Source organism: Bacillus sp. SJ-10 (genome assembly GCF_002843505.1).
GTDB classification, from domain to species: domain Bacteria; phylum Bacillota; class Bacilli; order Bacillales; family Bacillaceae; genus Bacillus; species Bacillus velezensis.
Genome location: NZ_CP025258.1, coordinates 3,772,781 through 3,793,157 on the forward strand (window position 1 = coordinate 3,772,781; position 20,377 = coordinate 3,793,157).

A 20,377-nucleotide genomic window follows, 5' to 3' on the forward strand; every position below is an offset into this window, starting at 1 on the left:
TTTATAATCATTATAAAATAATATTGACTTTTTACTGATAGGTGATATTATGTTTTTATAAATCTAAAGAGGTGATCACATGAGTTCAAATAAATTGACAACCAGCTGGGGCGCTCCTGTCGGAGATAACCAAAACTCAATGACGGCCGGCGATCGCGGTCCTGCTTTAATACAAGACGTCCATCTGCTTGAGAAATTGGCGCACTTTAACAGAGAACGCGTTCCGGAGCGTGTCGTTCACGCAAAAGGCGCGGGCGCACACGGTTATTTTGAAGTCACAAATGACGTTACAAAATATACGAAAGCCGCATTTCTGTCAGAAGTCGGTAAACGCACGCCGCTCTTCATCCGTTTCTCAACCGTTGCGGGCGAACTGGGCTCTAGTGACACAGTGCGCGACCCGCGCGGATTTGCCGTTAAGTTTTATACAGAAGAAGGAAACTACGACATCGTCGGAAACAATACACCCGTGTTCTTCATCCGCGATGCCATCAAGTTCCCTGACTTTATCCATACACAAAAAAGAGATCCGAGAACACATCTGAAAAACCCGACGGCCGTTTGGGATTTCTGGTCTCTGTCACCGGAATCCCTGCACCAGGTAACCATTCTGATGTCAGACCGGGGCATTCCGGCGACTCTTCGCCATATGCACGGATTCGGAAGCCATACATTTAAATGGACAAATGATAAAGGCGAAGGCGTCTGGATCAAATATCACTTTAAAACAGAGCAAGGCGTGAAAAACCTTGATGTTAATACAGCCGCAAAAATCGCGGGCGAAAATCCCGATTACCATACGGAAGATTTGTTCAATGCGATTGAAAACGGCGATTTCCCCGCATGGAAATTATATGTTCAAATCATGCCGTTAGAAGACGCAAACACATATCGCTTTGATCCGTTTGACGTCACAAAAGTATGGTCTCAAAAAGACTATCCGCTCATTGAAGTCGGCCGCATGGTTCTGAACCGCAATCCGGAAAATTACTTTGCGGAAGTAGAACAGGCGACGTTCTCTCCCGGCACATTAGTCCCCGGCGTCGACGTCTCACCTGACAAAATGCTTCAAGGCCGGTTGTTCGCATACCATGACGCGCACCGCTACCGTGTCGGCGCGAACCATCAGGCGCTGCCGATCAACCGTTCCCGCAATGAAGTGAAAAACTATCAGCGTGACGGACAAATGCGTTTTGATGATAACGGCGGCCGCTCCGTCTATTACGAGCCTAACAGCTTCGGCGGCCCGAAAGAGTCACCTGAAGATAAACAGGCGGCATATCCTGTATCAGGTTTCGCTGACAGTGTAAGCTATAACCATCATGATCATTACACACAAGCCGGCGACCTATACCGCCTGATGAGCGAGGAAGAGCGCGCGCGCCTTGTCGCCAATATCGTCAGTGCGATGAAACCTGTGGAAAAAGAAGAAATTAAGCTGCGCCAGATCGGCCACTTCTACAAGGCTGATCCTGAATACGGCAGACGCGTTGCCGAAGGACTCGGACTGCCATCACCAAAATAGCATCAAAAAACCTGCCGGTCTGCCCGGCAGGTTTTTCCTGTTTATTATCAATAAAATCGTTTTTTTCTCAATTACACGAAGTGGCATGCCGCAAAATGATGAAGCCCTTTTTCTGACAGCGCCGGACTTTTCTCAGCACATATCTTCTTGGCTGCCGGGCATCTCGTTCGGAATTTACAGCCTGAAGGCGGATCAGAGGGGCTCGGTATATCACCCTTTAAAATTATCCGCTCCCTTTTCGCTCCGGGATCAGGAACAGGCACGGCTGATAACAGCGCTTTCGTATAAGGGTGAAGCGGCCGTGAAAAGAGCTCCTCCTTTGACGCGTATTCCACAATCGTCCCTAAATACATAATGGCGACCTTCGTACATAAGTGCTCCACCACGCTTAAATCATGAGAAATGAACAAATATGACAGCCCGTGCTGTTTTTGAAGGCTGCTGAACAAATTGATCATCTGCGCCTGGATGGAGACATCTAACGCCGCCACGGGTTCATCCATAATGATAAATTGCGGCTTGAGCGCCATCGCTCTTGCAATCACGATCCGCTGCCGCTGCCCTCCGGAAAATTCATGCGGATATCGGTCGATAAAGTTTGCGGAAAGTCCGCAGGCTTCAAGAACCTCCGCCGCTTTATCACGCGCATTCCGCTTCACCGCCAATTGATGCTCGATCATCGCTTCACCGATGGCTTCTCCGATCCGGCGCCGGGGATTTAAAGAACTGAACGGATCTTGAAAGATGAGCTGCGCTTCTGATCTGAAAGTTTTGAGCTCGCGCCGGCTCATCCGAAACACATCACGCCCCTGAAAAAACACCTCTCCCCCTGTTTTCTCATGAAGCCTCAAAATGGTCTTGCCGATTGATGACTTTCCGCTGCCCGATTCTCCCGCTAAGCCGAACACTTCTCCCTTTTCTATCGTAAAACTGACACCGTCGACCGCTTTTACGGGATTTTTGCGGGTCTTTCTCATCCCCCCATGTTCCTCGTAATATTTTTTCAGCCCCTTGACCTCCAGCAACGCATCACTCATCTGCTTTCTCCTCTCTGTAAAGCCAGCACGCCGCCTGATGCCCCTTCCCGAATTCAGTAAAATGCGGGCTCGATCTCCGGCATATTTCCGAGCTGTGTTCACATCGCTCCGCAAAATAACAAGACGATCCCGACAGGTCCGCAAGCTCGGGGACCTGCCCCGGAATGGTGTACAGCATCTCCCTTCTTTGACCGATAACCGGCTTGGCCGCGAGCAGCCCTTTCGTATACGGATGCTTCGGATCAGAAAACAGCTTTGCAACCGGTCCTTCCTCCACAATTTTTCCCGCATACATGACAATCACATAATCAGCCATTTCGGCAACCACGCCAAGGTCATGAGTAATGAATAAAATAGACGTGCGAAATTGCTTTTTCATATCCCGCAATAAATCCAATATCTGCGCCTGAATGGTTACGTCAAGCGCTGTCGTCGGCTCGTCGGCAATGATCAATTTCGGTTCGCAGCTTAGCGCGACAGCCGTCATGATGCGCTGCAGCATGCCGCCGCTCAGCTCATGAGGATATCGGTGCATAACCTGCTCGGCATGCGGGATCTCCACTAACGTGATCAGTTCAACGGCCTTCCGCCATGCTTCTTTCTTACTCAGCAACAAATGTTCGCGAATCGGTTCGGCCAGCTGCTCACCGATTGTAAACACCGGATTCAAAGATGTCATCGGTTCCTGAAATATCATCCCGATTTCGCTGCCGCGGATTTTCTGCATGTCTTTTGGTTTCAATTCCAACAGGTTCCGTCCGGAAAAATGCACCGCTCCCCGTTCGATTCTCCCCGTCTCGGGAATAAGCTGCATAATGGACAATGACGCCATACTTTTCCCGCAGCCGGACTCCCCTACAATACAAACCGTTTCCTCCTCATGTATCGTAAAGCTGACATCGTCCACAGCCTTTACCGCCCCCTCCTCTGTATAAAAAGCCGTTTCCAAATGCCTTACTTCTAAAAGCGGTTTTTTCATTTCACTTTCACCTGCCGTTTTACCTTAGGATCAAAAGCGTCTCTTAAACCGTCTCCAAGCAGATGAATCGCCACAACGGTCAGAAAAATGGCCGTTCCCGGCGGAATCCACAGCCACGGGCGGAGTGTAAAGTCCATAAAATGATTCGCCGCTTCCATCATGTTTCCCCAAGAAGGTGTGGGCGGAGCAACGCCAAGCCCGAGAAAACTCAGCGCCGATTCACTCAGCATCGCTCCCGCCACATGCAAAGTCGCCGCTACCAGTAATAACGGCAATGTATTGGGAAGCAAATGATAGAGGATTTTCCGTTTATCACTAAGCCCCAAAACTTCCGCGGCCATCATAAACGGCTGCTCCTTCAGCGACAAAATCTGTCCGCGTACAAGCCGCGCCAAACCGGGCCATCCGATCAGGCTTAACATCATCATAATCAGGTACATTCTGTATTCAGAAGGCACTTTCCACTCCGACATCACCGCAGCCAAAATCAAAAGCAGCGGCAGGCCCGGGATGGACATGAGCATATCAGCGATGCGCATAATGATCATATCAGCGGCTCCCCGATAAAATCCGGCCGCAGCCCCGAGTAAAGAACCGATGACAAGCGACATCACCATTGAAGCAAGCCCCACGGTCAGAGAAATCTGCCCCGCCAGCATCAGCCTCGTCAGCACATCTCTCCCGTACTGGTCAGTTCCCAGCCAATGATGGATTCCCGGCTGCTGATTGGCATTTGAAATATCCGTCCGATCTGTTATGTACGGAGAAAAAGACGGCCCGATAAAGCACAATAAAAACATAAAACATAAGAAAAGAAGACTGATGACCGTCAGCTTATGCTGCAGCAGGCGGCGGTACGTCTGCTTCCAAAGAGAAGGCGGCACCCCTTTTTGTTTTTTCATTCCGAACACCCCCTATTTCAGCCTGACCCGCGGATCAACCGCGGCATAAGCGATATCCGCCAAGAAGTTCCCCACAATCGTTAAACAAGACAAAAACAAGGTAAACGCCATCAAAACCGGATAATCACGATAATGCACAGATTCCAGCTGAATACGTCCGACACCCGGCCACCCGAAAATCTGTTCAATAATGATGGCTCCGGAAAACAGTCCCGGCAGTTCAAAAGCAAGCAGGGTGATGGCCGGAATGAGCGCGTTTTTCAACGCATGTTTCCAGATGACGGTGCGCTCTTTCAATCCCTTCGCTCTCGCCGTTCTGATATAATCCTGTCTGATCACGTCCAGCATGCCGGAGCGGAAATACCTTGTCAGCGAGCCGATGCCGAGCATAGATAAAATCACGACCGGAAGAATCATATGTCTGGCGGCTTCAAGCACGTACGAAAAACCTGTACTCGTGCTTCCGGTATCAATCATCCCGCCGACGGGCAATATTTTCAAATCCACCCCAAACCACTTAATAAACAGAAGGCTGATAAAAAAAGACGGAAACGCCATGGAAGCAAACACAAGAAACGTCACGATCCCGTCAAACCATGAGTATTTCCTGACAGCGGATATGACACCCGTTATCATCGCGGCTGACCATGTGACAAGCAACGCCAAAAACGCGACAAAAAACGAATTCCTGACATATTTCCGTAGCAGTGACAGGACGTTCTCCTGATATTTCAAAGAAAACCCAAAATCTCCGCTGAGCACATTTCCGAGCCACGTCACATAGCGCTGCCAAATCGGCTGATCCAGCCCGTAAAGCGCTTTTAACTCCTTCGCTCTTTCAGGAGTCAGGTTTACATTGGAATCAATATAGTCGCCCGGCAGCATGGCGAATAAGAAAAAAATAATAAAAGACGTACCGAATAAGATCACAAGCATTTGAATGAATCGTTCTGCAGCATACCGTTTCACAAAAAGCCCCTCCTTTCCGCTGAAAGGGCAAAATCCCCAGGATGCACCGGGTATTTTGCCCAACCGTTCTATTGAATTGAGACATTTGAGAGACTTGAACTGATTCCAGAATAATTGTCAGGCTCAAGCCCTTTTATTTTTCCGCTGACCGCCCTTGCGCTCTGACGGTAATGAATCAGAATGTAAGGCGGGTTTTCCCCGAGCTCCCGGTACAGCTTGTGATAAATCTCTTTTCTTTTGCTGATATCAAGCGTGCCGGCTCCTTTTTCTATCAGCCGGTCCGCTTTCGGATTGGAATATCCCGTTACATTATTGGGATGGCCGGAAGCCAGCTTTTCCACCGTGTCATTCGGATCAAGAATCTGCGAGGTGGAAACGGCGGCAAGGTCGTATTGTTTGTCATTTATTTTCGCTACTTCTGTATTAAAATCCATGACTTCCGGTTTTAATGAGATTCCGATGTCCGCGTAATTTTCTTTCGCGATCGGGATGAAATCATCATCCGCTTTAGACGTGTAATAGCTGATTTCAAGCTTTTTGCCGTTTTTTTCACGCACACCGTCTTTGCCCGTTTTCCAGCCCGCTTCATCGAGAAGCTTTTTGGCTTTTTCAGGGTTAAACGCGTACCGATTGACACCTTTGTCATCATAAGCCCACGAAACCGGAGACACCGGAACATTCGCGACCTCTCCGTAGCGTTTAAAGCGGACATCGACGATTTTTTGACGGTCAAGTCCGTAAATAAGCGCCTGGGACACTTTCTTATCTTGAAAAGGCGGACGCTTGTGATTGACGTACACAAGCCCGTAATCATTCACGACAGATACGCTTATATTGGCAAAACCGAGACTTTTTAAATGCTGAACCGTATCATCATCAGGTGAGAAAGAAGCGTAATCAAGGTCACCCGTTTCAAACAGCTGAAGAGAAGTTGACGGATCGATAATTTTATAAATCAGCTTTTCGGTTTTCGGTTTTCCGGCATAATAGTGTTCATTAGCCTGATAGCGTATTTCCTGTCCCGGAAGGTATTCTGTAAATTGATAAGGTCCCGCTCCGAGCGGTTTGGCATAAAGCTCTTTTAAATAGTCCAGTTTGCCGAATTGATATTTCTTCCCGTAGTAGGCTTCTGACAGCACCTGCCCGCCTAAAAGAAGCAGCGACTTCGCACTGACTTTCTCAGTCGTAATTTGAATGGTTCTGTCATCAAGGACGCGTATGCCCTCTATCGTCTTTGCCTTTCCTTCTTTGTAAGCCTTACCGCCTTTAATATAGGCCGTGGTGATATCTTCATAGCCCGCGTATGCAGGATCATGCAGCAGTGTTAAAGTGAATGCGGCATCCTTTGCGGTCAGCGGTGAACCGTCGCTGAAAACGAGATTTTTTCTTAAACGGAACGTGTATGTAAGTTGATCTTTGGAAATTTTCCAGCTTTCCGCAAGAGCCGGGGCAGGCTTCCCCGTTTTATCCAGTTTGACTAACGGTTCAAAAATAGGATCTGTCGCATTTCCGTCCCAGCCGTTTTCGTAAAAGTACGGCAGAAACACGCCGCCCGGCGCGGAAATCCCAGCAACAAAAGTGTCAGTTCTGGCTTTCGATTTAGCGGGAATCGCCGCCGGATGAGAAGCTTTAAATTCCTTTGTCTTGACATGGGCGATACGTGTTTCTTCCTTTTTATCAGCCGCAGATGACGGTTCTTCTCCGGCACTCCCTAACGCGCACCCTGATAACATGATGGATACCGACAGCGCGAGTACCGTTGTTTTTATCCTCCATTTTCTCTCCTTCATCTTTATCGAACCCCCGCATGCTTTTCATCTATCTTTATATAAATCTGCTCCATCTGTTCCTCATTTCTCATAATCTCCCGTTTGTTTTTCTCTACAAGCAGTTCGAAATTCAATGTGTGTTTTCTGTACTTTTTTCGTTTTTTGCTCTTTTTGCGCACATGTGATACCTTTTTTAACGCCACTTTTCATCCCTCCGCTTTTCATTTCATTCAATGACTTTCACGCAAAAAAGGCCCTTATCTGTTTAAAAGATAAGAGCCTTCGGTGATCCGATCAGCCATCGTTTGGAAATATGTAATGATTATGTTAATTCATACAATCCCTACCTGTCAACTATAATTTAAAATATCGTTTCCTTCCGGGGGTTTTCCTCATACACTCTCTCATTTTTCCGCATATGCTAGAAAACATAGCAGAGTACAAGTGAAAGTGAGTGAGAATGTGGAAAAGACAACATTGACCGGTCGCATCGTCAAAAAAGATGACCCGGACTATAATACTGCAAGAACCAATATCAATTTAAGCCTGCAAAGATATCCAGACATCATTGTGTTTTGTCAAAATAAACATGACGCCCTCAATGCGCTGAGATGGGCGCGTGAGAACAATGTGCCTTTCCGCATCAGAGGCGGAAGACACAGCTACGAAAATTTTTCCCTGTTAAATAACGGACTAGTCATTGATCTCAGTGAAATGAAGAAAATAAGAGTAAATGAGGATACGCGGCTGGTCTCGATTGAAGCGGGAGCCGAATTAGGAGAAGTCTACCGGACACTCTGGCGGTACGGCTTGACCCTTCCTGCGGGAACCATTGCGAATGTGGGAATCACGGGGCTGACGCTCGGGGGAGGAATCGGATATTTAACAAGGACAGCCGGACTTACTTGCGATCGTCTCCTCCAGCTCGAAATGATCATAGCGGACGAAAAAGCGGGTGCTGACTTGATCACAGTCAACCGCTCAAAGCACTCTGATCTATTTTGGGCGTCTCAGGGCGGAGGGGGAGGCAACTTCGGCATTGTCACATCCATGATGTTTAAAGCCGTGCCGATCTCGTGCGTGTCTGTTTTTTCTGTCACTTGGGGCTGGGATGATTTTGAGAAAGTATTTAACACATGGCAGCGCTGGGCTCCATTTACAGACAACCGGCTTACCTCATCAATTCAGTTTTGGCCTAAGAAAGTCAACCGCATAGAAGCGCTCGGTCAATTTACCGGGACAAAGGATGAGCTGAAAGAACTGCTGGCTCCGTTAATGAAAGCGGGAAAACCGACAAGCGGCATGGTCAAGACAGTGCCATTTATTAAAGCTGCAGCCTTTTTTAACAGCCCGGGAGGCAATCAGCCGCAAAAGATGAAGCGGTCAGGATCCTTTATTGAAAAACCATTATCTTCACGCGCGATTTCCACTTTAAAGCGCTATTTAGAGCACGCTCCGAACGAAAACGCCAGTGTCTGGCAGCAGTCTCTCGGCGGGGCGGCCGGACGGATCGCTCCGGACCAAACGGCATTCTACTATCGCAACGCAATCATTGCCCAAGAATATATTACAACTTGGACATCTGCTGAAGAAGAAAGACAAAATGTCCGCTGGATCGAAGGACTGAGAACGTCCCTATCAAGAGAAACGATGGGAGATTACGTGAATTGGCCTGATAGAGAAATCAGAAACTGGCTGCAAACATATTACGGAGAAAATGTTCACCGCCTCCGTCAAGTCAAAACGAAATACGATCCGGAAAATATATTCCGATTTGAACAGAGCATTCCGCCGCTTCGCCGTTCACCGTTTTTCTAAAAAAGATGAAGATGGGCAAACTCCATCTTCATCTTTTCTTTTATTGATATAAGCGGCTTCCCTTCTCCGCAAACTCTTTTGCTTTTTCTTTCAGCCCTTCATTGACGGCCTCGTCTTCAGTAAGTCCGTTTTCCTTCGCATAATCACGAATATCCTGAGAAATTCTCATGCTGCAGAACTTCGGACCGCACATCGAACAGAAGTGAGCCGTTTTTGCGCCTTCAGCCGGCAGCGTTTCATCATGATATTCGATTGCTCTTTCAGGATCAAGTGACAAATGAAATTGATCAAGCCACCGGAATTCAAACCGCGCCTTAGACAGAGCATCGTCACGGATCTGTGCACCCGGATGCCCTTTAGCAAGGTCTGCGGCATGTGCCGCGATTTTGTACGTAATGACGCCTTCTCTTACATCATCACGATTCGGCAGCCCCAAATGCTCCTTCGGCGTGACATAGCAAAGCATCGCCGTCCCGTACCAGCCGATCATCGCCGCGCCGATTGCTGAAGTAATGTGGTCATAACCCGGAGCGATATCCGTCGTTAATGGCCCGAGCGTGTAAAAAGGCGCCTCTTTACAAATTTCCAGCTGCTTGTCCATGTTTTCCTTAATTTTATGCATCGGCACATGACCCGGTCCTTCGATCATCACTTGCACATCGTGCTTCCACGCGATCTCCGTCAATTCTCCGAGAGTCTCCAATTCCGCAAACTGCGCCTCATCATTGGCATCCGCAATCGAACCGGGGCGAAGCCCGTCACCAAGTGAAAAAGCGATATCATAGGTCTTCATGATTTCACAAATTTCTTCAAAATGCGTGTACAGAAAGCTTTCCTGATGATGAGCCAGGCACCATTGCGCCATAATCGCCCCGCCGCGGGATACGATTCCCGTCGTGCGTTTGGCCGTTAACGGGACGTAACGAAGCAGTACGCCGGCATGGATGGTGAAATAATCCACGCCCTGCTCCGCCTGCTCAATCAATGTGTCACGATAAATGTCCCACGTTAAATCCTCGGCAATGCCATTTACTTTTTCAAGCGCCTGATAAATCGGCACCGCCCCCACAGGCACGGGACAGTTGCGGATAATCCATTCACGCGTCGTATGAATGTCCTTTCCCGTGGATAAGTCCATCATCGTATCGGCGCCCCAGCGAATCGCCCACGTCATTTTTTCGACTTCTTCTTCGATAGAAGATGTAACAGCCGAGTTGCCGATATTTGCATTAATTTTCACATGAAAATTCCGGCCGATAATCATCGGCTCGCTTTCCGGGTGGTTGACATTAGAAGGAATAATCGCCCGTCCGCTCGCCACCTCTTCCCTGACAAATTCGGGAGACACATGCTCGCGAATTGCGATAAACTCCATTTCCGGCGTAATGATGCCTTTTCTCGCATAATGCAATTGTGTTACATTTTTCCCCGGCTTGGCCCGAAGCGGTTTTCGCTGTAGGCCGGGGTATTCGGCGGCACGGCCCTCTTTTTTATAACCGTTGTCTTCAGGCTTCACGGTCCGTCCGTTATATTCTTCTACATCTCCGCGCCCGGTAATCCACTTTGTGCGGAGCGCCCCCAGCCCTTCATGAATATCAATTTGTACATCCGGGTCTGTATACGGCCCGCTCGTATCATAAACACGGACCGGCGCATTCTCCTCTTCCCCGAATGCCCCCGTAGTCGCACTCAGGCTGATTTCCCGCATCGGCACTCGTATATCGGGCGAAGAACCTTCTGCATAAACCTTTTTACTGCCGGAAAAACTCGACATAATGGAAATGTTCGCTTGCTGTACTGATTGATTTTGCATACAAATCTCTCCTTTATCATTTGAATAACAGAACCAAGCTCAGCACCAGCACAAAAAAACCGGGTTCAAAGAAGAACCCGGTTTTGCAGTCAGAAAGAAACTATTATTGTTTTCTTCAACAATAATAAAACCTTTACTTCCCCACGCTGGTACGAACCAGATCAGGTCCAAAGGGTTAAGAAGCCGCCGCTTCTCTCTCAGCCCGCTCAGATGGGCACCCCCAGTAACTATTGATTTCGCTCTCATCGTAACATAAGTTGGTGTACAAAAAAAAGCATATTATCAAAATTCAGATAACGGGACAGTCATAAGCTCTGTTTCCCGAACGCCTTCTTCGGTATTAAAAACCCGATAACCCTTTGCGGTTTCCCGGGAAGAGACAGCCCGGATCAGCTGACCGTCTTTATAATGAAGCGCAGCGCCGTCATCAGCGGCATAGCCCTCCCTGAGTTTCTTTTCTGAAATCAGACGGTGATACACCGGCCGGCGCCCCGCTTCTCCGTCATAGTGCGGACAAAAGCTGCCCGGCAAAAATCCTAAAGCTCTTAACTCTCTCAAATCTCCAGCTGAATCCGTCAATCCTTCTTCATACCAGCAAATCGCCCCGGCGCTGAGACCCGCCAACATGATGCCGTTTTCCCAAGCCTCACGAAGAATACGGTCAAGCCCCCATTCTTTCCATAAGACAAGCATATTGCGCGTATTTCCGCCGCCGACATATATAATATCTTTCTTCATGAGAAAGGATCTGAGATCAGAACCCGGCGGTTTAAACAACGACAAGTGATCCGGCTCACACCGCAGCTTTTGAAAGGCCTGATAAAACCTGCCGATATAATTCTCCGAATCTCCGCTTGCCGTCGGCAAAAAACAAACTTTCGGCTTTGACTGCGCCGACTGCTCTAAAATATACTGATCCAGCACAAGATGATCCGGCTCCATGGAAAAGCCTCCGCCGCCCATTGCAATAATCTGCTTCACGTCATCACCTCTTTTTTTCTCTAGTATAACAGCTCATAAAAAGGCGTTATCCCATTTTCGGATAACGCCTTCAAAAAGTATTTGTTATCTGAAAAATGAAAACGCACCGTATAACACAACGGAGATCCCTGCGGCGATAAGCGCCGGAACAAGCTTCGAACGGGCATACTTCACAACATCGATCCCCAACACCGTACAGGTTGTCACCGTATTATCACTGAGAGGAGAAGCAAACGCTCCAAATGTTCCGCTCGCAAACACAGCCCCGATCGCTAATAATAAGCTGGTATGTGACTGAACCGCTAGCGTTACGCCGAGCGGCATTAATAGCCCCCAAGTTCCCTAAGATGAACTGATATAACAGGATATAACCGGCCGCAGACTTATCATTTTTCACAAGCTTTGGAGGATATTTTCATACAACAAAAAAAGCTTCTACATATGTAGAACCCTTTTTATACCGGTGGCCGGGGTCGAATATACCCCTCTAACCATTGATATATAAAGGTTTACTTTTACTCTTGTGCAAAATTTGTGTAAAAATATTTTAAGTGTTTTTGTTTGTGTAATCCCGATTAGCAAGAAAAGGAATCGTCAGATATAATTGAATACAAGTATATGGGTTTAAAAGAAGGGGTGAAAATGTTGAATCTAAAATGTGATCCACCAGTCGGAATGAATGCCGGGCGGGAAGTAAGAGTGGGAGGATAAAAAAAGATAATCATGAACATTAACAAAACAAGGGGTTTATTGTACAAGATCGCGCGTATTCTCGGCGATGTTCAAGCAACCAAAAACGGCACACTCGGAAAAAGGATGGCCCGTCGTGCTGCAGGCAAGGCAACAAATAAGCTATTGAGAAATTTATTCAAGTAGGAAAAATTTATCTTCATATGTGATATTCTTGCTTCATAACCATAAAGGGGGAAATATTACAAATGAAGAAATATTGTATTTTATTATTGTCTGCATTCATTTGTTTAGCTTTATCTGCATGTGATAGTAACAATTCTAAAACTCTTACCACAGAGAACACGGAAATTTCTGCTGAAAAGTCCACTGATACAACCAACTCAAAAGAAGAAAAAAAGACATTGAACACTGTAGGAGATAGTGTAGAAGATCCCAATGTGGGTACAGTCACTTTAGAATCATCTAAAGATCTGAACCAAGTTTTAAAAGTTGGAGATTTAAGTGTTTATCTTACAGGTGTAAAAGTTCTTACTGTGAGTAATATGGCTGATCAATACCATAGCGACCTTCAAAACTCATTAAAAGAAGATTTAAGTACCTTCACCTATGCCCAGATTAAGTATTCATTAAAAAATAATTCTGATGATCAATTAGATTGGTCAGGATTTGAATATGCCGTTGTTAACGGTGTTCAAAAAGATTTAGGATACAATCGTATGATGCGTTTTCCTAACCCCGAAAATATTGAGATTCTTGGGAACTCTTCTCAAGAAAACAGCTTTGTAACTGTACCAGTAACCACGTCTACAAAGAAAGTGCGTCTGAAAACAGCTGATGTTCTTTTAGCTGATAGAAGTAAAGAAAACCGATTGACCCGCGGAAAGGAAATCGAAATATCGTTAAAATAAAAAAGCCCCCTTCACATTGATTGTGAGGGGGTTATTCTTTGTCTGAATGATACTTTTATTTTAATTCCAATTCCTCTTTTAATGCCTCAACATATTGTCACAGACAGAAGCTTATTCAAAAAAGCAGGCATTATACCTGCTTTTAGAACAACAATAGATTAATTGCATAATAAACACCATCAGCAATTATTTTGGCCGATCCCCCGCCAATCTTACCCTTCAAAGCCTTAAATAGCTTGTCCGAAATCATATGTGCAGTAACATCGGGAAGTTCAGCTATTTCATCTATCTTATCTGCTATGTAGCCTGAATTCTTTTTAAATGCTTTTGCTGCTTTAGCGTCGGCATGTTTTAATATTTGGCCAACCGCTGCTCCGCCATGTCTAATTCCTAAGGAGACTGTATTTGCAGCTAATTTGACTAGATAGCCTTTAATGCCGGTAGTGTGGAACACTGGCTCCTCACTCTGTTCCTCAGCCAAATTGTTCACAGTGTTAGTTTGAACATTAACACTCTGTGTTGTTCCTTTAGTCTCAGTTTGACTATTAGGAGTTGCGGCACTTGCAACGCTTGGTAATAGTGTTGATACTAAAAGTAAGCCTGTGAGAGACAGAATAATTACGCTTGACATAATCCTTTTCATTTTACCACCTCCTTCCAATATAGTATTATATACTAAAATTTATAATTTTTGTTTAAAATTAGTTAAAAAAGGAGACTTATCATGAGAAAAATTTACAATCATATGAATGTTGACCAAAAAAAGACTGCTATTAAATTGTTTAAAGAGGATTTAGAAGAACTGAAGAAGGAGCAGAAACAGGAAGGTGAAAAGGGTTACCCTCGGGTTGTAAGAGATGCAATTGAGGAAACTATACAACGGTACATACAAGATATAGAATACCTAACAAATGACTTAAAACAAAATGAGCAGGCCTAATGCCTGCTCATTTTCATTTCAGAAGCGCTTCGATCTTTGTTTTTGTCTTCGGCCCATAGATGCCGTCAGCAGACAGGCCATACATGGACTGGAATCGTTTGACCGCATTCGCTGTTTTCGGGCCATATGCGCCGTCTATTCCGAAATTCTTTGCACTTTTATCCGGGTAATAATGAAGAGCCGCCAGCGCTGTCTGAATCCGTTTTACGGCCTCCCCTCGGGTCAATGGGCTTGTGACTTTAAAAGTACCCGCAGGCAGGCTGAATTTCGATTTTTGAGTGGATTTAGGCTTTGACGATGTTGCTTTCTTCTTGCCGCCGCTTTTCAGCTCTTTATCGCTTTTGATATAGGAGACATTCACATATCCGTGGAATGTCTGGCCTTTTGAATTGGTGTATTCAACATATCCCCATCCGTTGACAGTTGATCCAAGCTGATATTTTACAACCGTACCATTCGGCAGGTTGAGAACCATGGAAGAAGAGGAGCTCCGTTGTGTACGTAGAACAAGGCCATCACTTGAAACCACCGTGTTTTTGATGAAACGGCCTTTATTCGAATCGGTGTTGGTTTTTGATTTGTTGTTAGTTGGTTTGTTAATTACTACTCCACCTAATCGTGCTTTTACTCCATTCTTGAAATCAGTAAACCCTTGTGATCTGCTTACCCATGGGGCCGGACAGATTTTGTGTGTAATGTCATAGTGCCGCACGATGTCATTGATCGGGTCAAGTTTAAACTTCTTGCATAGCTCAGCGCAGACTTGTTCTGCACGGGCAATGGTATCCGGATGGAAAGTGCCGTTCTTTTCAATGCAAAGCTCCACGCCGATAGATAAGAAATTTGCATTCGGTTTCAACGCCGCGACACCCCGGTAAGGCTGCCCGTTAACGAATTGCTGAACGTCATTCGCATGATAGGCCACCTCATTCAACGGAATGATGCAAATAGCCTCTGTACGATCTACAAAGATATGTGCCGATGCAAACGTCTGTTTTTTCTCAGACAGATTTCTGTTCTGTGCGGGGAGCGTTTGACCAAAGTATCTGTAATGATTGGCAGCAGGCGCGCCGGGGTTTGCCGTGTAATGCACCACCAGTTTCTTCACGCCGTTGTTTTTGATTCCCGGCCGCGTCCATTTGTTAATATCAATATATTGATTTCTGTATGCTGACATAAAAATCTCTCCCATTCTGTTTTTGGATTCAAAAAACAGCAGCCGGTTTAACCTGCTGCCTGATCGTCTTTTTCTGTTTTCTGATCGTTGTCGCTTTCAATTACATGGAGCCGGTCAGTGATGACGGCCGGAATTTTAACGCCGATCTGTGCCAAGTTTTCCGTGATGGACAGGCCCTCATTTGCGATATAAAAAAGAACGGTTCCAAAGGTCAGAACACCGTTCAAATTTGTTATCGTGTCAATAATGTTTGCGACTATGACCACCATAAAACTGAGCATCTTCCGGACATATCCGAACCACGCGCTGCGGCTCCGGAGCTGCTTCATTTTCCACGCTTTGATAATGCCGGTGATGACATCCAAAATGCTGAGGATCAGAAGTAAGTCAAGGTATTTCACCTCCCCGAAAAGATATGTTCTTGCGATCTGTAAGCTTTCAAAATTCATCCACACGTGTATTCCCTCCAATTGTTATCACCTCCTTCGAGGCAAAATAAAAACGCTTATTCAGCGTTCGTTGTGTAATCTTTTCCGGTAATCTCTTTAAATTGATCAGCCGTTATCCATTCAATTTCCACATAGGTTCTTATATCGTCGTCCGAATAACACTTCCAATCATAGAACTGCTTAATGTCTGCAAACTCGGGATATGAAGCCACTCTATTTCCCCTCCTTCAATTCACTGACCTGTTTTTGCAGCTGGGCGATTAACAAAGCCGTATCCGCCTCCCGTTGTCGCCGTTGGGCGTTTTCTTTTTCTGCAGCAGCAACTTGGAGCGATAATTTTGCGTTTTGCACCTTTAAAAGATCAATAGGCAAAGGCTCCTTTTCTTGTTCGGCTTGACGATGGATCGCCTCAATCTCTTCCTGTGAGGCTGCCTCCGTCCATTTTTGCTCTTCGGGTTGAAACATGGCTTTGAAAAAAGGCGGGGGCTGTACCGTTGTACAATTCTCAGGGATTGTATAATTACCTTCTTCGTCTGGCTCAATTCGAACAGGTTTGGTCAAAATAAAATTTTCATCGTATTCATACACCTGAATCATGCTGTCCCTCCTTCCTGAAAGCCCACGACCACATCCAGATAGTAGCCTCCGCCCATCTTACCTGAGTCCGCCGGGTCCGGGTATTTTATTTTTAAATCTCCATTATCATAAATGATTAAATTGGCCGTGCCGCCTGTACCACTTAACGGCACTGTTATAACGGAACCGCCAGCAGGTGCGTATTCCGCGGGGATGGAGCCGAATATGATTTCGGCGTCTGTTTTCACATGCCCTCGTAAGATTAAAAATGCCCCCCACTTTGCGTACATCGGTGTCCGCGTCCCTGCGGCGGCCCCGTTCTTCAGCATGATGTTGGCATAGGTGGCAGCCCCGTTCCATGTCTTCCGTTCAGCTGCCGAGATATGCCGTTCTTGATTGTAGTTGTGGGCTTTAAACTGCCGGGTCATGTCATCCCAATAAGCTTGGTCTTCAGCTGTAACATGGATATCCGTGTTACTTGCATGGATATTGACTTTATCCTGTGCTCCGTCTTCTGTTTCCTTGCTGTCCCAAGCTTTCCGATCAGCTGCAGAAACATGTATAACGGCATCTTTCGCATGGGCGTTTACTTTATCTTGCGCGCCGGAAGGGGTTTCCTTGGCATTCCACTCTTTTCGCTCGGCAGCCGTGATGTGTTTCACGTTATCTTTTGCATGATCGTTTGTATAAGACTTGGCGTTTTCTTCTGCAGCATCTGCCTTTTGCTGCGCGCCCTCTTTCGTTTCAATGGCTTCCAAGTCAGCAAATTTCTTTCTCAATTCCTCGACAGTCTGGCTGATTTCTTGGACGATGTGGTTTATCCCGTCTTTCAGCGTTTCAAAATCGTCAATGTAATAGTCAGCTGTCGGAATAATATTCTGATCTTCTAACGTTTTGGCGATAGAAAAAGTAAAAAATGAGGTTGCCAGCGCCTGCCCATTCGCGTAATATAGCTTGATCTCAGCTTTAACTGTTCCGTAATGTTTAAGCTCTGCATCTGAAAGCACATATTCCGCCTTTCCATTCACCTTATCGGTGAGGGTAAGGCTTTTTTTGTAAAACGATCCGTCAGCATACAGAAGAACAATTTTTGCATCTACTGCTGACAGAGGCAACGGTACACCATCCTTTGTAAAAGAAAAAGACAGCTTTGCGCTGCCCGTGTCCTGTGTCATGAATTGAATGCTCGTGGTTCGCCCATTTGTCCGGTTCGCGTTTATATCAAATGCAACGACGCCCGTTTTGTACATGTGGCTTCCCTCCTTAATTCTGCGGGAATACAAGAACCTTGGCGATTCCGTACCCGATTTTCTCGTCAAATGGTGTAGTGATTTTCATAACAATGCCATGCCCTCTATTTTCCGCCTTTGTTCCAATGCCATTCACCGCATTAAGTGAGCAGCCAGCATGGACAGAGGCATCTATTTTCACATGAACTTGTCCGATCAGTCCGACAATGTTCCATTCCGGCCGGTCTGCTCTTGACATATATTCGTCTTCAAGCTTTGGCTTATAATCAGGGTTTTCTTTTGGCAGCTTACGAACCTCAATTCGTTTTTGCCCGTTTTCGTCTGTGAATGGCACGTGTATTTCATTGTAAATCAGGCCGCCAAATTCATTCCGTAAGTAACGGCCCTGCCAATGGAAAGAAGATTCCCCAAGCGCCACGGCTGCCGTTTCTGAAATGGCACCTATAATCGCATCGCCTTCTTGGGCCGGTGCTATTTTATCGCCCCGCAGCGCTACGAGTGTTCCTGTCGGAATGGCTTTGCCGTCTTCGCTTTCGAAATATTCCCCGTAATCTGAGAAGGTAGAACCGCCTGTAACAGTGCCCGCAAAGGTCGCGTTACCTGAAATGGATTCTATCAACCATCTTAGAGCATCATAGCCGCCCCCCACGGAGTAACTTTTTCTGAATGTGACGTTGTTTGAAGCCAAGCCGACACGTGAATTGCCTTCGCCTTTTGTGTGACAGTTATTGACGGCAATTAGCGCCTGACGCGATCCCTCTGTGGTGGAGCCACCTCGGATGCCCAGCAGGACATTGGCGGGGCCTTTGGCGACGTTGTCGCCTGTACCGGCCAAAATGGCGCTTGCTTCATGCAAGGCAGACCCGGAAGTATTGCCGCCCATAAATCCGCCTTTTACTCTTGTCGGAACCGTACTGTATTCCCTTCCGGCCAATTTAGCTGGAACCTTATATCCTGCTGCCTCTACGCCTACAATGGTTGTCTGGTTGTTGGGTGACTTAATTCCTATTGAACCGTTTTTGCCGATCAGTGTCCCATTCATCACATTTGAGTGATACACACCGCCGCCCAGCTCAATACCCACGGGCGCAGAATCGAAAATATCGAAATTGGAGATTTTCACAAAATCAGCCTTTTGCGCGCCGCCGATGACTCGTATATCATGGGACGCTTTCTTAAAGCCTTTCATTTTTATGCCATTAACCGTGATGTTACTGCAGCGATACTGAAAGGCAACGGCCGGCTGATCTTTGTAGTCATAATTAGGATCACCGATCGCAGTGAAATTAACAATTTGCACATTTCTATAGGCCGAAACAACAAGCGCGCGAGGGGTAACCCCGGTATACAGATCGTTATAAACGGGTTCAATCGCTGTACAGTCTGTTAAAGTGACGTTAAATGCTGTGGTGCTTTCCTGATCCTCTGCTTTGTGGTGCCCGATATGACGCAAATCATAAGAACGGACATCACGAAAAGAAACGTGTCCGATAATATGGACGTTTTGAGAGGCCGGCCATTCTGTATGGGCTTTGACTTCAACGCCGCGGATATTCCCTTCCGTGTAGTTATTGAGCAACCACACATTTTTAGAACCATCATCAATTTCAATACCGTTTGAATTAGCCTGCCCCGCCGCGTGTGCGATGCCTGTCGGGTTGGTGCAATGGCAGTTAGAAATAAAAATGTATTCACTGTAATGGGTCGTGATGCCGTCATCCCCATATCCTGTACTGACACAGCTATCTATCCATACATACTTACACCCGTCTTTTGTATAGTCAGTATCCGGCAAATGGTCATAGGTAGGCGCTGTTATATCAATCCCATGCAGGGCCGGATTGATCGTTTCAATGTTTTTGATCCACAGAAATTTTGTGTTTGCAAAGGCAACACATGTGGAATGCTGCCCGCCTGTCGCCCTTAAACCGCCCTGCCGTTCTTGGTTCCAGTTGGTTGAAAATCCTTCGAGGTGAATGTTTCGATTCCCTTTCTCATAGTCCGCGTTTGTGATAACCCATTCCGAGGCCGGAGCATCATCGCTTAAAATTAAAAATGTGCCGCCGATACCTTGACCGACAAGGCGAACCCATGAAGGAATTTTCAAGCCTCGAACGACATACAGGCCTGCTGACATGTTCACCTCGACTTTCCCTTTTCCAAATGCTTTTTTAAATGCTTCGGTGCTGTCCGTTGCCCCTGTCGGATCGGCTCCGAAGTCATCCACATTGACAACTCTCTTTATTTTTTTGTTGAGCCTATTAAACTCTAAATCTAATCGGTCCTTCACCGTGGCCACAATCTCTCCGTCAGTCGTCACCCGGGCGTCGACGACTTCTTTTACATCGCTTCCGTCATGATTGACAATTAAATTTGTGATTCTCGCAAAAAGGTTGGTGAGCCGATTTGAAACAGAAAAGCCGCCATGATCGACCTGTGCCGATGTATGGGCGACTTCCGCGTTTTTGTGTGCTAATAATTTGTCATTGTTTTCATTTATGGCCGATTCTGCGAGCCTTGCATTTTCATTTAATGTGCTGACAAGGCGGGATGCAGGGTCGATCGTATGGTTTTTATTTAGTGAAACCATT

Annotated in this window: 19 protein-coding genes, 1 pseudogene and 1 riboswitch; of the genes and pseudogenes, 4 read left to right on the top strand and 16 right to left on the bottom strand. The window is 46.4% G+C overall.

The window, feature by feature from the left end:
* The first annotated feature begins 79 nt into the window (after nt 1-79).
* Complete coding sequence (gene katA / locus CXL14_RS18670; protein WP_003155420.1) at nt 80-1,525, top strand: catalase KatA; 1,446 nt, start codon at nt 80-82, stop codon at nt 1,523-1,525.
* A gap of 71 nt (nt 1,526-1,596) precedes the next feature.
* Here katA and CXL14_RS18675 read toward each other — a convergent pair whose 3' ends face one another.
* From CXL14_RS18675 to CXL14_RS18700, 6 genes are all read right to left on the bottom strand, one after another.
* Nucleotides 1,597-2,562: an ABC transporter ATP-binding protein gene (locus CXL14_RS18675; RefSeq protein ID WP_021494882.1), complete on the bottom strand. Its 966-nt coding sequence runs from the start codon at nt 2,560-2,562 to the stop codon at nt 1,597-1,599.
* Nucleotides 2,555-3,541: an ABC transporter ATP-binding protein gene (locus CXL14_RS18680; RefSeq protein WP_053285088.1), complete on the bottom strand. Its 987-nt coding sequence runs from the start codon at nt 3,539-3,541 to the stop codon at nt 2,555-2,557. The genes CXL14_RS18675 and CXL14_RS18680 overlap by 8 nt, the downstream gene beginning before the upstream one ends.
* A complete protein-coding gene (gene opp4C, locus CXL14_RS18685) occupies nt 3,538-4,443 on the bottom strand; it encodes an oligopeptide ABC transporter permease (protein WP_017417311.1) in 906 nt (301 codons plus the stop codon). Before opp4C ends, CXL14_RS18680 begins: the two co-directional genes overlap by 4 nt.
* A gap of 12 nt (nt 4,444-4,455) precedes the next feature.
* On the bottom strand, nt 4,456-5,379 hold the full coding sequence (locus CXL14_RS18690) for an ABC transporter permease (protein ID WP_232789960.1): 924 nt from the start codon (nt 5,377-5,379) through the stop codon (nt 4,456-4,458).
* 101 nt (nt 5,380-5,480) lie between these two features.
* Nucleotides 5,481-7,202, bottom strand: coding sequence for an ABC transporter substrate-binding protein (locus CXL14_RS18695; protein ID WP_053285090.1), 1,722 nt, complete (start codon nt 7,200-7,202; stop codon nt 5,481-5,483).
* Between the two features lie 2 nt (nt 7,203-7,204).
* Nucleotides 7,205-7,384 (bottom strand): FbpB family small basic protein, encoded by a 180-nt coding sequence (locus CXL14_RS18700; RefSeq protein WP_003155431.1) that lies wholly within the window; start codon nt 7,382-7,384, stop codon nt 7,205-7,207.
* Between the two features lie 259 nt (nt 7,385-7,643).
* Here CXL14_RS18700 and CXL14_RS18705 point away from each other — a divergent pair, with 259 nt between their 5' ends.
* Complete coding sequence (locus CXL14_RS18705) at nt 7,644-8,999, top strand: FAD-binding oxidoreductase (RefSeq protein WP_053285100.1); 1,356 nt, start codon at nt 7,644-7,646, stop codon at nt 8,997-8,999.
* A gap of 40 nt (nt 9,000-9,039) precedes the next feature.
* On the opposite strand, the gene thiC is transcribed toward CXL14_RS18705, so the two are convergent.
* From thiC to CXL14_RS18720, 3 genes and pseudogenes are all read right to left on the bottom strand, one after another.
* On the bottom strand, nt 9,040-10,812 hold the full coding sequence (thiC, locus tag CXL14_RS18710) for a phosphomethylpyrimidine synthase ThiC (RefSeq protein WP_053285091.1): 1,773 nt from the start codon (nt 10,810-10,812) through the stop codon (nt 9,040-9,042).
* Nucleotides 10,813-10,933: 121 nt separating this feature from the next.
* Nucleotides 10,934-11,044: riboswitch (TPP riboswitch) on the bottom strand.
* A 50-nt stretch (nt 11,045-11,094) separates the two neighbouring features.
* A complete protein-coding gene (locus CXL14_RS18715; protein WP_053285092.1) occupies nt 11,095-11,793 on the bottom strand; it encodes a Type 1 glutamine amidotransferase-like domain-containing protein in 699 nt (232 codons plus the stop codon).
* 84 nt (nt 11,794-11,877) lie between these two features.
* Nucleotides 11,878-12,174: pseudogene (locus CXL14_RS18720) on the bottom strand (Na+/H+ antiporter NhaC family protein); the annotation flags it as partial.
* A 557-nt stretch (nt 12,175-12,731) separates the two neighbouring features.
* Between CXL14_RS18720 and CXL14_RS18725 the strand changes: the two are divergent.
* Nucleotides 12,732-13,394 (top strand): hypothetical protein, encoded by a 663-nt coding sequence (locus CXL14_RS18725; RefSeq protein ID WP_017417300.1) that lies wholly within the window; start codon nt 12,732-12,734, stop codon nt 13,392-13,394.
* Nucleotides 13,395-13,536: 142 nt separating this feature from the next.
* Here the strand turns inward: CXL14_RS18725 and CXL14_RS18730 are convergent, their stop codons facing one another.
* Nucleotides 13,537-14,037: a hypothetical protein gene (locus CXL14_RS18730; protein ID WP_017417299.1), complete on the bottom strand. Its 501-nt coding sequence runs from the start codon at nt 14,035-14,037 to the stop codon at nt 13,537-13,539.
* Between the two features lie 81 nt (nt 14,038-14,118).
* Between CXL14_RS18730 and CXL14_RS18735 the strand changes: the two genes are divergently transcribed.
* Nucleotides 14,119-14,334, top strand: a complete 216-nt coding sequence (locus CXL14_RS18735) for a hypothetical protein (protein ID WP_017417298.1) — start codon at nt 14,119-14,121, stop codon at nt 14,332-14,334.
* Nucleotides 14,335-14,347: 13 nt separating this feature from the next.
* Here the strand turns inward: CXL14_RS18735 and CXL14_RS18740 are convergent, their stop codons facing one another.
* Genes CXL14_RS18740 through CXL14_RS18765 form a run of 6 tightly spaced genes read right to left on the bottom strand, consistent with a single transcriptional unit; the run spans nt 14,348 to nt 20,376 of the window.
* Nucleotides 14,348-15,511: an N-acetylmuramoyl-L-alanine amidase gene (locus CXL14_RS18740; RefSeq protein ID WP_017417297.1), complete on the bottom strand. Its 1,164-nt coding sequence runs from the start codon at nt 15,509-15,511 to the stop codon at nt 14,348-14,350.
* Nucleotides 15,512-15,558: 47 nt separating this feature from the next.
* The gene (locus tag CXL14_RS18745) at nt 15,559-15,981 is read right to left on the bottom strand and encodes a phage holin family protein (protein ID WP_015239640.1); all 423 of its coding nucleotides are present in this window, start codon (nt 15,979-15,981) and stop codon (nt 15,559-15,561) included.
* A gap of 35 nt (nt 15,982-16,016) precedes the next feature.
* Nucleotides 16,017-16,172, bottom strand: a complete 156-nt coding sequence (locus CXL14_RS18750; RefSeq protein WP_017417296.1) for an XkdX family protein — start codon at nt 16,170-16,172, stop codon at nt 16,017-16,019.
* 1 nt (nt 16,173) lies between these two features.
* Nucleotides 16,174-16,557 (bottom strand): hypothetical protein, encoded by a 384-nt coding sequence (locus CXL14_RS18755; RefSeq protein ID WP_061574015.1) that lies wholly within the window; start codon nt 16,555-16,557, stop codon nt 16,174-16,176.
* Entirely contained in the window at nt 16,554-17,786 is a 1,233-nt protein-coding gene (locus CXL14_RS18760; RefSeq protein WP_061574014.1) for a phage baseplate upper protein, read from the bottom strand. The genes CXL14_RS18755 and CXL14_RS18760 overlap by 4 nt, the downstream gene beginning before the upstream one ends.
* Before the next feature lie 13 nt (nt 17,787-17,799).
* Nucleotides 17,800-20,376: a peptidase G2 autoproteolytic cleavage domain-containing protein gene (locus CXL14_RS18765; RefSeq protein WP_101287891.1), complete on the bottom strand. Its 2,577-nt coding sequence runs from the start codon at nt 20,374-20,376 to the stop codon at nt 17,800-17,802.
* Nucleotide 20,377 lies beyond the last annotated feature (1 nt).